Raw genomic sequence first — 12,941 nt, 5'->3', positions numbered from 1 at the left:
TTACAGCCGCTCGCGACCGAACGGATGTCATGAAAATTTCATGTGGCTGTGTTGGTACGGCTATGACGCAAAAAGTCAGCAACGGCTTTCACCGTTGCTGACCGGATGTTGCGAGTCGTTCAAGCCTGGGCTTACAACGGACGACCGATGGCGTTGCAGACGCTGGTGTTGCCGATGCTCAGACCGCTGGAAGCCGTGACGAAGGAATCACGAATGGCGGTTTTCCAAGCCGAAGGCAGCGGCACGAAACGGTTGGCGGTGATGGCCGAGTCGTTGTTGGTCAACGAACCGTAGTGGCGGCTGAAGAAGTTGCGAACCTGAGTGGTCTGGGTCGCATCGGCGTAGCACTGGCTGAAGATCACGTTGGTGAAGCCCAGGATCGGGTAGCCGGTGGTTGGGTAGGCTACGACGCTAGGGTCGCTTGGGTTGGTGGTAGCGGCGAACACCGGTACCCAGGCGTTCGGGTTGGAGCGGTTGGCGACGGCAGGTACCGCAACAGCGGCGATGGCGGCCGATACGTTGGCCGGGGCTGGGGAAACACCGGCAACGCGGGCGACCTTGGTGGCGTCGTCCAGACCGGCCAGGGTGGTAGCCGCGTAGTCCGGGCTCATGTAGCTGATACGGCCTTGGGCGGCGTTCACTGCAGTCATCACAGCCTGGCTGCCAGTGGCAGAAACGGCGCCGGCTGGCAGGCCGCCGCTGTAGCTGGAGGCGAAGTTGGTGGTGATGGCGAAGGTGCCGGTTTCAGCGCACTTGGCATTCAGGAAGCGGGTGAACAGCTCGGTGGTGCCACTGCTTTCTGCACGGTAGACCACGGTGATCGCGCCGGTACGGCCCGAACCGGTGATCTGGCTCCAGTCGGTCAGACGGCCGGAGAACACGCCGCACAATTGGTTGACGCTCAGGTCAACGTTGGCGGTGCCGGTCTTGTTGAACGGAATGGCAACCGAGGTGGCGACCGATGGCACCTGGATCAATGGACCCCAGGCAGCACCGTGGGCGCTGACGTAAGTGCTCAGTTCGGTGGCGCTCAGCTTGGAGTCACTACCAGCCCAGTGCACTTTCTTGCCGCTGGTGTCGCCTGGCACGAACTTGGTGTAGTCGTTGGTCAGGAAAGCCGACTTGCCGGCACCACTGCCCACGCCGATGTAAGGGGCGAAACCGGCAGTCAGGACGCCGGAAGTCTGGTACAGCGGCTGAGGCAAGGTAGCACCACCGCCATTGACATCAGCCATGGCGGCCTGAGCGGCGCAGAGGCCGGCGAGGGTCAGGGATACCGCGAGAACGTTGCGCTTAAACATGAAGAATCTCCTTTCATCGTGTTCGTACGTAGGTTGGGGTGACGCGTGCTTGCCGTCATGGCGCTCGGTCCTGTGCCGATGGCGATGGGGTGAGGCCATGGGTTAGAAATTCGCAGTTTCCGGTGACAGATAAAGGAAAAAACCTCGGGAGCTGAGGGCTGTTTTTCGAGTTTTTTCCTCGGGTGTTCGAGGGCTCTGCGCCGTGGGTTCAGGCGGTTTTTCCAGGGGGACGGCAAGGGCTGCCCGTGGAGGTGGCGGCGGATGGTTGCCGGGCGACGGAAGATGACAGAACAAGGAACCCGAGTTTGGCGATGGTGAGGCTCGGGAGGTGTTGACGGCGTCAACATCTATTTTGCTCGGTGTGCTTTTGTGGCGAGGGGATTTATCCCCGCTGGGGTGCGAAGCACCCTTCACAACTGCCGCCTCGGTGTATCAGACGAATTGACTGGGCTGGCATGGGGCTGCTGCGCAGCCCAGCGGGGATAAATCCCCTCGCCACAGGACCTGTGTCTGCCACAAGATCTGTGTCAACCAGTAGAGGGCGGTTTATTGCACCAACTGATTGATCTCGATGATCGGCAACAGCACCGCCATGACAATCACCAGCACCACACCGCCCATGACCACGATCATCAGCGGCTCCAGCAACGCAGTCATGCCCATGGCGCGGCGTTCGATATCGCGGGACAGGGTTTGCGCGGCGCGTTCGAGCATCGGTGGCAGGCAGCCGGTTTTCTCGCCGCTGGCGATCAGGTGGATCAGCACTGGCGGGAAGACTTTTTCCACCCGCAGCGCCGCCGCCAGGTTAACCCCTTCGCGGACCTTGGCCGTGGCTTCGCTGACGCTCTGGCTCAGGCGGTCGTTGGACAGCGTCTGGCGTGCGGCCTCGAGCGCTCGCAGCAACGGCACCCCGGCTCCGCCGAGAATCGCCAGGGTGGAGGCAAAGCGCGCGGTGTTGAGGCCCAGTACGAAACGCCCGATCAGCGGCAGGCGCAAGACCCGCGCGTGCCAGTTCAAGCGCGCCGCCGGTTTGCGCAAGTACATGCGCCAACTCCAGAACCCACCGGCCAGCACGCCAAAACACAACCAGCCCCAGGCCCGAATGAAATCACTGGCGGTGAGCATCGCCACGGTCAGCGCGGGCAGGTCCTGGCGGGCCTGGGAAAACGCGCTGACCACCTGGGGCACCACGTAGCTGAGCAGGAAAATCACGATGGCGACCGACACCAGCCCCACCACCCCAGGGTAGATGAACGCCGTGAGGATCTTGCCCCGCAAGTTGTTGCGCTCTTCGATGTAGTCCGCCAATCGCTCCATCACCTGGGCCAGGTCGCCGGACTCTTCACCGGCGGCAATCAACGCCCGATAGATTTCCGGAAAATCCCGGGGGCGTGCCGCCAGGGCTTCGGCCAGGCGCATGCCGCTGCGCACATCGGCGCGCACCGCGCTCAAGGTCTGGGCGATGTGCTTGCGCTCGGCCTGTTCCACCGTGGCACTCAACGCGGCTTCCAACGGCAGGCTCGCGCCCAGCAGGCTCGCCAGTTGCCGGGTGGCCCAGGCCAGGTCGTTGTCCGAGAGTTTGGCGCTGAACAAGCCACCGCCGTTCGCCGGTGTCGTGTTGCGCTCGACCTGCACCTGCAATGCCGTCAGCCCGCGACTGCGCAACAGGTTGAAGGCCGCCCCCTGGCTGTCGGCTTCCAAGTGTCCGGATTCAATCTTGCCCTGGGCGTCGGCGGCCTCGAAACGGTAGCGATTCATCAGGCGTCCCGTGTCACGCGCAGGATTTCTTCAGGGGCCGTGGTGCCACTGCGCACCCAGCGCTCGCCATCCTCGCGCATGCTGAACATGCCGGCCTGGCGAGCGGCGGCGCGCAGTGCCTGCTCCCCTGCCCCCAGGTGAATCAGCGTGCGGATATCGTCGTCGATGCAGAACAGTTCATGGATCCCGGTGCGCCCGCTGTAGCCGGTCTGGTTGCAGCCCGGGCACCCCACCGGGCGCCAGGTGCCGGGCGTGGCCGGATCCGGCTGCTTGCACTGCGGGCAGAGCCTGCGCACCAGTCGTTGGGCGAGCACGCCGAGCATCGACGAGGCCAGCAGGAACGGCTCGACCCCCATGTCGATCAGGCGGTTGATGGCCGACACCGCGTCGTTGGTGTGCAGCGTCGCCAGCACCAGGTGACCGGTGAGGGACGCCTGCACGGCGATTTGTGCGGTTTCCAGGTCGCGGATTTCGCCGATCATGATGATGTCCGGGTCCTGGCGCAGGATCGCCCGCAACGCCAGGGCGAAGGTCATGTCGATCTTGGCGTTGACCTGGATCTGGCTGATGCCCGGCAGGTCGTACTCCACCGGGTCTTCCACCGTGAGGATGTTGTGGACGCTGGCGTCCAGCCGGGCCAGGGCGGCGTAGAGGCTGGTGGTCTTGCCGCTGCCCGTGGGGCCGGTGACCAGGACGATGCCGTGGGGCTGGCGGATCAGGTGATCGAGTTTGCCCAATACGTCCGGATCCATGCCCAGGGTTTCCAGCTGCAGGCGCCCGGCCTGCTTGTCCAGCAACCGCATCACCACCCGTTCGCCGTGGCCGGTGGGCACCGTCGAGACGCGGATATCAATCGGTCGACCGGCGACGCGCAAGGCGATGCGGCCGTCCTGAGGCAGGCGTTTTTCGGCGATGTCGAGCTGGGCCATGATCTTGATCCGCGACACCAGCGCACCGTGCAGGGCCTTGCGTGGCGAAACCACATCGCGCAGGGTGCCGTCGACGCGATAGCGCACCACGGAATGGCTCTCGTAGGGTTCGATGTGGATGTCGCTGGCCTCATCCCGTGCGGCCTGGGTCAGCAAGGCATTGATCATGCGAATCACCGGCGCGCCGTCCTGGGTGTCCAGTAGGTCGGTGATCTCGGGGATGTCCTGCATCAGCCGGTCGAGGTCGACTTCGTTTTCCGCCGCGCCCACCACCGCGGCAGCACTGCCGGTGTCGGCATAGGCACTGTTGAGCAGCCCGTCAAGCTCCTCGTCGCGCACCCGCTCCAGCCGCACTTCGCCGAACTGACGGCGCACTTCACTGATGGACCAGCCCGGCGTGGACGGGCACACCATCAGCACCGCACCGTCCTCGGCCTGCCGCAACACCAGGCGCTGGGCCTTGGCCCAGGCGTATGGGAGGGTGTTCATGGCAACAACCCCCGACCACTTGGCCATGCACAAAACCTGTGGCGAGGGGATTTAGCGAAACGTCGCACCGCCCCGTTGGGCTGCGCAGCGGCCCCAAAAAATCTTACAACATCCACCCGACATACCTTGGTGTCAGGCTGGGGGCTGCTGCGCAGCCCAACGGGGATAAATCCCCTCGCCACAAATGCAGTGTTTCCAGGGTTGTTGTTCATTAGCGAGTGCCTCCTTCGACCGGCACCGCCTTGATCACCGCCCTGGGCATCTGCGGCCCGGCGGGCGGCGTCCCCGGGATCGCCCTCGCCGAGGCCGGCAGTTGCGGGGCCTGCATGTCCGGCATTGCCCAGCTGCGATCCGGTTGCAGCAGGCCCTGGGCGCGGCGCATGAAGTCGTAGCGATTGAGGGTAATGCCGCGTCCCGCCGCCGTGTCGCGGATGATGTAGGGCCGCAGGAACACCATCAGGTTGGTCTTGGTGATCTGCCGCCGTTCGTTACGAAACAGCGCGCCGATCCCGGGAATCGTCGACAGCCACGGTACCGCGTCGTTGCTCTGGCTGTAGCCATCCTGCAGCAGCCCGCCAAGGACCATGATCTGCCCGTCGTCGAGCAGGATGCTGGTGTCGATGGCGCGCTTGTTGGTGACGATACCCGTGGTGCTCGAGGCGCGATTATCGACGCTGCTGACCTCCTGATAGATGTCGAGCTTGACCGTCCCGCCTTCGGAAATCTGCGGCCGGACATTGAGCTTCAAACCCACCTCCTCGCGGGTCACGGTCTGGAACGGGTTGTTGCTGGTGCCGCCCCCGCCCGTGACGTAGCTGCCGCTGACGAAGGGAATGGTCTGGCCGACAAAAATGCTCGCCGCTTCGTTGTCCAGGGTCAGCAGGTTCGGCGTCGACAGTACGTTGGTGCCGCCCTTGCTCTTCAAGGCCCGGGCCAGGACCTTGAGGTCGAGGATCTTGCCAATACCGGGAATGTCCACGGTGCCATTGACCAAACCCAGGTTCAGGCCCTGGGGCAAGACATCGATGCTGGTCTTGCCGTTGAGGTTGAGCCCGGTGCCGCCGAGGTTGACCCCGCCGATCACGCCGCTGCCACCGAGGTTGCCGGTCTGCCATTGCACGCCGAATTCGCTGGCGTCGTCCTCGCCGACCTCGACGATCAGGCTCTCGATCACCACTTGGGCCCGGCGCTGGTCCAGCAGGTCGATGACTTCCCGCAGGTTGCGGTACAGCGGGTCCGGCGCGGAGATCAGCAAGGTGTTGGTGGTGGCGTCGGCCTGGATGGTGACACCGCCGGCACTGAAAGCAGTGCTCTGTTCGTTTTTCGTCGAAGCGGAGGTTGTCCCGTTGTTGCCCTGGGCGTAGCCGTTGGCGCTGGTCGACGCACTGCCGCTGGTGGTGCTGCCGGTGCCATCGCCACTGCTGCCCTGCCCATTCTGACCATTGGTACTGGCGCCCATGCCACTGAGCACCGAGCGCGAGTTGTCGTTGCCCTCGCCTTCGCTTTCCCCGGTGAGCAAGCCGCGCAGGGCCTGGGCCAGTTTGCCGGCCTGGGCGTTGCGCAGGTACACCACGTGCAGGTTGCTCGGGTTGTTCTGAGCGTTGTCGAGCTTGTAGATCAGGTTGCGCGCCAGCTCCGTGCGCTCGGGGCTGCCGGCGCGGATGATGATGGAATTGGAACGCGGATCGCCGATCACGTTGATCTTCTGGGTCTGGTCGCCGCCCTGGGTTTCCAGCAAGTCAGAGACCATTTGCGCGATGTCGACGGCGATGCCGTTGTGGATCGGCACCACATCGGTGTCGATGGCACTCGGGGTGTCGATGCCTTCGATGAGCTGCGCCACCCGCGACAGGTTTTCGGCGTAATCGGTGACGACAATGGTGTTGTTGCCCGGGTAGGCATTGATCGGGTTATTCGGCGACACGATCGGGCGCAGCACCGGGATCAGGTTCACCGCGTTTTCGTATTGCAGGCGGAAGGTGCGCGTCAGCATGCCGTTGCCGGCCGGTTTGTCGGCGCTGTAGATCGGCCCACCCAACAGCTTGGCATCGGCCTCCGGCACCACCTGGGCCACGCCGCCCACGTCTACCACGCTGAAACCTTGCATGCGCAGCGCAGCCAGCAGCATGTCGTAGGCCTGATGGGCCGGGACCTGGCCTTCGGAAACCAGCGTCAGGTTGCCCTTGACCCGCGGGTCCACCAGGAACTGTTGGCCGGTGGAACGGGACAAGGCCCGCACCACCGCCTGGATATCCGCCTCGACGAAATTCAGCGTCACCGGTTGATCCCCCAGGGGCGTGCGCGCCGGCACATTGCTGCGGGGCTCTCGGGCACGGGCGGTGAGATCGACCTGATGCCGCACCGCGGGCTTGCGTTCACGCAGGTCCTGGGCCCGCTGGCGATCGAGCAATGCATCGCCGCTGCGCTGGGTACTCCCCAATGGAATACCCAGCTCGCTGTCCACCAGCAACGGTGGCTGCGACGCGGGCGGCGTGCTGTTGCACGCACTCAACGCCAGCAACAACAGCGGCGCGGCCTTGCGCCAATGACGTGGGTATCGGGCCCCTTTCATGAAGCTTCCTTAGCGCTTTGCGCCTGATCCATGCGAACGGTTCCGGACAGTGTGCCGGCGCTGTTGTCGAGGTTGTCGTGGTTATTGGGATTGGCAAGGGCGGTGCGCTGCAAACGGGCCTCGATCACCTCCAGGGAGAATTGCCGTGGATTGCCCAGCAGCCAGCTGATGACCGCCTCCGCCGGGGCCTGCTCGAACGTGAGCTGCCAGGCGCCGGGGCGCTCGGTCCCGGGCGCTTGCAATTGGTAGTGCTGGCTCAAGCCGCTGGCGTCCAGGCTCTGGCGCAAGGCGGCTTCAAGGGACAGACCTTGCGCGGGCCCGGCGAGGCCACGCAACAGCACTTCGAGGGCCTCGGTCTGGGATCGCAGCTTCGGGGTTTCGGCTTGCCAGTAGGCGATGGTCTTGAGCGGTGGCTGGATCAGCGCGAGCCAGACCAGACAGCCGCCCAACACCAGCACGGCCAGGGCCACGGCGGCTTGTTCGCGCACGGCAAGCCCCTGCCAGAACGTGCGCAAACGCGTGCGAAAGATTTGCCAACGGACCCGCGCCAGTGACAGGGAGAGCTTATTCATCGTCGGCGTCCGGGGTTTCGTCGGAGGCGTCCTGCGTACCCTGGCCGGCCGGGGCCACCCGCAGGCGCCAGCCCTGGTCGACGGCGGCGACGTCGATGCCGGCCTGGGCCAGGGGGATTTTCCAATCCTCTTCGGCGGCGGTTTTCTGCGCCTCGGCCACGACAGTCAGGCGCAACTCACCGTTCTCGAACACCAACGCCTGGACATTGCCGCTCATGAACGGCATGGCGCTGCCCGCCTGTTGCACCAGGCTGGCAAAACGTTGGGCCGGGTCGGTCGCCGCACCGCTCTGGCGCGCAGCGATTTGCTGGCGTGCCTGTTGCAACGGGTTGAGGATCACCGGCAACTCGGGAAACGCCTGTTTCACCCGTTGGCTCATCTGCGCCTTTAGCCGTTGGCCCTGGGCCGCTTCGCGGGCGGCATAGAGGTTCAACCCGGCCACCCACACCGCCAGCGCTGTCGCGCAGATCGCTACCGCCCGGCCCCAGCCACCGCGCTCGACGGCGTTGCGTGCAAGACCGGCATGCAAGCCCCAGCCCGGAGCGGGGCCAGTCCAGCGTTGGCCTTCCGCCAAGGTGTCGAGGGAAGATTGTGGCGGCGCGGCGCCGATCCAGTGCAGCCCACCCCCCGTTTCCAGTAGCCACTCGTCCAGCGCCTCCTCCTGCAACGGTTGCACCACGGCGTGCTGCAGGCCATGGCGCACCAGCAGATGGTCGTCCTCGATGCAAGCCACCGGCCCCGACAGCACCGGCAAGGCGTAGGCCGCCGGGTAGAGGCCGCGCAGTTTCATGCCGGCCTGGTGCACTAGCCGCCCGAGATTGGCGAGGGATTCACGGTCCAGCCAGGCGATCTGCACCTGCCCGTCAATGTCACGCGGGCCATGGGCCACCTGCATGTGTTCGCTGGCGCCGAGCATCAGGGCTTGGGCCGCGCACGTCACCGCTGCGGTGATCTTGGCCGCCGGCAACAGTGGCAACTCCAGGCGGGTCAACACGCTGTCGCGGGGATGAAGGAAACACTCCACCGAAAGGTTTTTACCACGCTGGCCCAACGCCCGAAGGCTGCTGCGGCCTTGCTCGCGGACCTGGCCCTGGCGATCCAGCCAGGCAAACGCCAGCGGGCTGTCGAGGTCCAGGCTGCCCAGCGGCGCCAGGGCGATACGCAAGCGCGTCATACCCCCACCCTTGACCAGATCACCTGGGGCAAGCGGTCCTCGGTGCGTTGCAGCAAAGCCTCCAGTTCGACCCGCCGCTGACCACTGCGCGCCTGGCCCCGCAGGCGGAACCAGTCGCTGGTGATGCCGACCTTGACGCTGGCGGTCTCCAGCTCCGGCATGCGCAGGCGATTGACGAAATCCCCGCGGTTGATAAACCAGTGGCCGCCGTCGCGCTCCCTGACCAGTGCCTCGGCCCGTTGCAGCGACAGCCCAGGCACGTAGGCGGCCAGCACCGGGGCACTGGCGGTGTTGCCATTGAGCCAGGTGTTGGCGGGCAGGATCGTCACGTAAGGCGCCAGTGTGTCCAGTAACCGCGTGGTGACGCCTTTGACGCTGCGCAAGTCTTGCAAGGTGCGCAGCATCGGCCGCGTCGGGGCCAGCGGCGTGTTGTCGGCCTGGGGCGACGTTTCGCGCCCGCTGTTGAAGGTATTGGCCTTTGGCGCCTGGTCCACCCGCTGCGGATTCAACAGGCGCGGATAGGCCTCGACCACCCTGTCGACGATACGCGTGCGGACCGTCGCGGCCACGCCCAACTGCAGGCACAGGCGTTCGAAGGCGCGCACTTGTTCCTCGTCCACCCGCTCATTGGCGACTAGGTTGCGCAGGTTGAACTTGCCTTGCTCATCTTCCAACTGGCCTTCGAAGGGTGTGTCGATCTGGCCTGAACCCGGTATCACGATGGGTTTGGCCCAGGGTTGGCCGAAGCGCGTCAGTGGATCGCGCTGCCGGGCATCCCGGAGCAACTGGCGACTCAGTTGCAGACCGCCCTGCAATCGCGCCGTGCCCTGGACGCGCAACTGCTCGGCCTCCAGGCTGCGAGTGAACAAGGTCTGGCGGGTCAGCATGCCGCCGGCGATGACCGCCACCACGGCGGCGATCAGCAAGGCACTGATCACCGCCATGCCGCGCTGCTTCGCCGCGAGGGGCGAATCCGTTCGCATCACGGCCCTTACAGCTGCCAGGAGCCAATGTCGGCATTCACGCCGTCGCCATCAGGCTGGCCGTCGGCCCCCAGGGAAAAGATATCGACTTCGCCGTTGGCACCGGGGTTGAGGTAGTTGTAGGGGCGGCCCCATGGGTCGTTGGGCAGGCGCTCGAGGTAGGAGCGCCAGGTGCCGTTCTTCGCATCGGCCGGTTTCTCCACCAGCACCTTGAGACCCTGGTTCATGCTCGGGTAACTGCCGTGATCCAGGCGATACAGCTTCAAGGCTTGCATCAGGCCACCAATGTCCTGTTTCGCCGCCGTTGCCCGCGCCTGGTCGGGACGGTCGAGGACCTTGGGCACCACCATCGCCGCCAGGATGCCGAGGATCACCACCACGACCATGATTTCGATCAGAGTGAAACCCCGCTGCCCGCGAGGGCCTTGGGAACGGGCGTTGTAACGGGCGATCTGCATCTCGACGGTCCTTCGCTGGATTCGATTCGAGGCGCAGTGTTGCAAGAAAATATGTCAGTGATATTGAAATTGCTCAGGAGCTTGCGTCGTCAATCGGTCACGAACGCCGGCTACCCTTGAGGCTGCCCTCGCACCCGAGCCCGCGCCATGCCACGCCCTGCTCCGCAAGCCGGCTTCACCCTGATCGAAGTGCTGGTGGCCCTGGCGATCATCGCCGTGGCCATGTCGGCCGCCGTGCGCGTGGCGGCGGTGATGACCCAGAGCAACGGCCTGCTGCGGGACAAATCCATCGCCCTGCTGGCCGCTCGCAGCCAACTGGCGCAGTTGCGCCTGGAAGGCCGTTTTGCCCAGGGTTCCGAAGTGTTCGAGTGCGACCAGGGGCGCTTGCTGCTGCGCTGCGAACAGACCCTGCGCCCGGCGGAAAACGGCCGGTTGCTGCAGGTTCAACTGAGCGTGTCGGACCGCAGTCGCGAAGCACCACCGTTGGCTCGGCTGGAGACGTTGGTCAGCCGGGACAAACCTTGAATGGTATGGATTAACACATCCTCTGTGGCGAGGGGATTTATCCCCGCTGGGCTGCGAAGCAGCCCTAATAATCATCCTCATCAAATGCCAGGCCTAATGCATTCTGCCATTTGGGGCTGCTGCGCAGCCCAGCGGGGATAAATCCCCTCGCCACAAGGGCTTCAGCGGGTTAGCGAGGGCAAACTCACCGAATCCGGCAACCGGGCCAGGGCCAGCCGGGTCTGCTCATTGCCACGTTCGATGACCACCGCCTGCGCCTCGATCGCCACCAGCCGTACGCCCTGGGCCACGCGTTCACCCACCAGGAAACTGCGCGGCGGCCCGTCGTTGAGGCTGAGGATCGCCACGGCGGCGTGGGTACCGGCCAGCACGCCGCTGACCTTGATGTCCACCGGTGCCGGCTGGTTGGAGAACCATTGCAACGCCGGGTTATCGGAACGCTCGGCCATGCGCTGCGGAGCGACGTCCGGCGTGCGCGACTCGGCCGACGTGAGCAGCAGCGAAGACCAGGTCGCCACCCCGGCCAACGCCGCCAACAAGCCCACGACCTGGACGATTTGCGCCGGGGACACACGTTCGATGAACGCCATGGCCTGAATCTCCTTTTTTTGATTCCAACTTGCAGCGTACGCGTCAATTCTCTCCGTTTTATTTCACATCCCTATCATCTTCACCGTGCAGGATGACGCTCACGCAAAGGAGCGCACATGAACCTCGGCAAGCAACGCGGTTTTACCCTGATCGAATTGATGGTGGTGCTGGTGGTCATCGGCATCGCCAGTGCCGCCGTGAGCTTGAGCATCAAGCCGGACCCGTTGAGGTTGCTGCGCCAGGATGGCGAACGGCTGGTGCAGCTGTTGCAACTGGCCCAGACCGAAGCACGCAGCGACGGGCGGCCGATTACCTGGCGCTGGGATGCCAAGGGCTTTGGCTTCAGTCGCCGCGCGGACCGGGGCACCGGGGTCGATCGCTTCGAGGACGACCCGCAACTGCGCCGACGTCGCTGGCAAAGTCCGTCGATGGAAGTGCGCGTGGAACCCAGGCAGCGGGTCGTGTTGAATGCCGAATGGATCGGCGAACCCTTGCAGATCCGCTTGTCGGACGGCCAGAACAGTCTCACTGTGCAACGCAGTGCCGCCGGGCGGGTGCAACTCCAATGAGCGCCCGGGAGAAAGGCTTCACCTTGCTGGAGGTGATGGTGGCGATCCTGCTGATGGCGGTGGTCAGCCTGATCGCCTGGCGCGGGCTGGACAGCGTGACCCGTGCCGACAGCCATTTGCAGGCCAGTACCGAGCAGACCGAAGCGCTGCTGCGGGTGTTGAACCAACTGGAGCGCGACGTGGCCCTGCGCGCCAGCATCGAGCTGAGTGAACCGGTCAAACCCGGCGTCGACGACCAGCCCTCGACCGCACCGCCCGCCCTTACCGTGCGCAGCACCGAAGGTCGGGGCTTTCGCCTGGATGTGATCCGCGTGGCGGCGACCCAGGAAGGCGAGCTGCAACGGGTGCGCTGGTGGCTCAAGGGTGACACGCTTTACCGCGCCCAAGGCCAGGCCCGCAACCGTTACCCCCTGCCCGCACCCGGCCCGGGCGTGGCCGTGCTCAGTGACGTCAGCGACGCCGGCCTGCGGTACTGGGACACGGAAAAAGGCTGGCGCAAACTCAGCGGCAACCGCCAGGAAAATCCGACAGGCATCGAAGTCAGCCTGACTCGCCAGACGCCTCAGGGGGCCGAAAGCTATCGACAGGTGCTGGGGCCGCTGGATTAGCTCGCGATAGCGGTGGGTCTGTTAAGGATGATGTCGAATGTACCGGCCCCATCGCGAGCAAGCTGAACTGGCCTAATAATTCCGGACACCTCTTAAGGGCGATATGATTTCGCCAACTTGGAGGTTCCATGAACGAAAGAAAGGTCTATACCCGCGAGTTCAAGCTGCATGCTGCCAGCATGGTGCTTGATGATAACTGCCCGGTACCAGAAGTTTGTGCATCGCTGGACATCGGACCCACCGCTTTACGGCGCTGGGTTGATCAGGTTCGTAAGGAACGCGAGGGCCAGCCAGTTAAAGGCACCAAGGCGATTACTGACGATCAGCGCCAGATCCAGGAGCTAAAAGCCAAGATCAAGCGCATGGAGATGGAAGCTGAAATCCTAAAAAAGGCTACCGCTCTCTTGATGTC

At 64.6% G+C, this 12,941-nt stretch carries 13 protein-coding genes; 4 read left to right on the top strand and 9 right to left on the bottom strand.

The genetic code is table 11. From position 1 onward, the window contains the following. Nucleotides 1–131: 131 nt before the first annotated feature. The 8 genes from BLP82_RS22000 to gspG form a co-directional block, all read right to left on the bottom strand. Nucleotides 132–1,301: a substrate-binding domain-containing protein gene (locus BLP82_RS22000; RefSeq protein ID WP_092172895.1), complete on the bottom strand. Its 1,170-nt coding sequence runs from the start codon at nucleotides 1,299–1,301 to the stop codon at nucleotides 132–134. A 546-nt stretch (nucleotides 1,302–1,847) separates the two neighbouring features. Next, nucleotides 1,848–3,059 carry a type II secretion system inner membrane protein GspF gene (gene gspF / locus BLP82_RS21995; protein ID WP_060742025.1) on the bottom strand — a complete coding sequence of 404 codons (1,212 nt, stop codon included), beginning with the start codon at nucleotides 3,057–3,059 and terminating at the stop codon, nucleotides 1,848–1,850. Then, complete coding sequence (gene gspE / locus BLP82_RS21990; RefSeq protein WP_092173030.1) at nucleotides 3,059–4,477, bottom strand: type II secretion system ATPase GspE; 1,419 nt, start codon at nucleotides 4,475–4,477, stop codon at nucleotides 3,059–3,061. The genes gspF and gspE overlap by 1 nt, the downstream gene beginning before the upstream one ends. Before the next feature lie 211 nt (nucleotides 4,478–4,688). Then, the gene (gspD, locus tag BLP82_RS21985; RefSeq protein ID WP_092172892.1) at nucleotides 4,689–7,049 is read right to left on the bottom strand and encodes a type II secretion system secretin GspD; all 2,361 of its coding nucleotides are present in this window, start codon (nucleotides 7,047–7,049) and stop codon (nucleotides 4,689–4,691) included. Further along, entirely contained in the window at nucleotides 7,046–7,621 is a 576-nt protein-coding gene (gene gspM, locus BLP82_RS21980) for a type II secretion system protein GspM (RefSeq protein ID WP_092172889.1), read from the bottom strand. The genes gspD and gspM overlap by 4 nt, the downstream gene beginning before the upstream one ends. Further along, nucleotides 7,614–8,795 carry a type II secretion system protein GspL gene (gspL, locus tag BLP82_RS21975; protein ID WP_092172886.1) on the bottom strand — a complete coding sequence of 394 codons (1,182 nt, stop codon included), beginning with the start codon at nucleotides 8,793–8,795 and terminating at the stop codon, nucleotides 7,614–7,616. Before gspL ends, gspM begins: the two co-directional genes overlap by 8 nt. Beyond that, nucleotides 8,792–9,778 carry a type II secretion system minor pseudopilin GspK gene (gene gspK / locus BLP82_RS21970; protein ID WP_092172883.1) on the bottom strand — a complete coding sequence of 329 codons (987 nt, stop codon included), beginning with the start codon at nucleotides 9,776–9,778 and terminating at the stop codon, nucleotides 8,792–8,794. Before gspK ends, gspL begins: the two co-directional genes overlap by 4 nt. 8 nt (nucleotides 9,779–9,786) lie before the next feature. Then, nucleotides 9,787–10,236, bottom strand: coding sequence for a type II secretion system major pseudopilin GspG (gene gspG / locus BLP82_RS21965; RefSeq protein WP_060742020.1), 450 nt, complete (start codon nucleotides 10,234–10,236; stop codon nucleotides 9,787–9,789). A 147-nt stretch (nucleotides 10,237–10,383) separates the two neighbouring features. Here gspG and gspI point away from each other — a divergent pair, with 147 nt between their 5' ends. After that, nucleotides 10,384–10,761 (top strand): type II secretion system minor pseudopilin GspI, encoded by a 378-nt coding sequence (gene gspI / locus BLP82_RS21960; protein ID WP_092172880.1) that lies wholly within the window; start codon nucleotides 10,384–10,386, stop codon nucleotides 10,759–10,761. 161 nt (nucleotides 10,762–10,922) lie between these two features. Here gspI and BLP82_RS21955 read toward each other — a convergent pair whose 3' ends face one another. Continuing rightward, entirely contained in the window at nucleotides 10,923–11,351 is a 429-nt protein-coding gene (locus BLP82_RS21955) for a type II secretion system protein N (protein ID WP_092172877.1), read from the bottom strand. Between the two features lie 117 nt (nucleotides 11,352–11,468). Between BLP82_RS21955 and gspH the strand changes: the two genes are divergently transcribed. The 3 genes from gspH to BLP82_RS21940 form a co-directional block, all read left to right on the top strand. Further along, nucleotides 11,469–11,921 (top strand): type II secretion system minor pseudopilin GspH, encoded by a 453-nt coding sequence (gene gspH / locus BLP82_RS21950; RefSeq protein WP_092172874.1) that lies wholly within the window; start codon nucleotides 11,469–11,471, stop codon nucleotides 11,919–11,921. After that, nucleotides 11,918–12,529, top strand: a complete 612-nt coding sequence (locus tag BLP82_RS21945) for a PulJ/GspJ family protein (protein ID WP_092172871.1) — start codon at nucleotides 11,918–11,920, stop codon at nucleotides 12,527–12,529. The genes gspH and BLP82_RS21945 overlap by 4 nt, the downstream gene beginning before the upstream one ends. Before the next feature lie 128 nt (nucleotides 12,530–12,657). Further along, the coding region (locus BLP82_RS21940; RefSeq protein ID WP_139197915.1) for a transposase at nucleotides 12,658–12,941 on the top strand (284 nt) is incomplete at its 3' end.

Source organism: Pseudomonas sp. NFACC37-1, assembly GCF_900101575.1.
Lineage (GTDB): Bacteria > Pseudomonadota > Gammaproteobacteria > Pseudomonadales > Pseudomonadaceae > Aquipseudomonas > Aquipseudomonas fluorescens_AA.
This window is presented reverse-complemented; position numbering and strand designations above follow the sequence as displayed.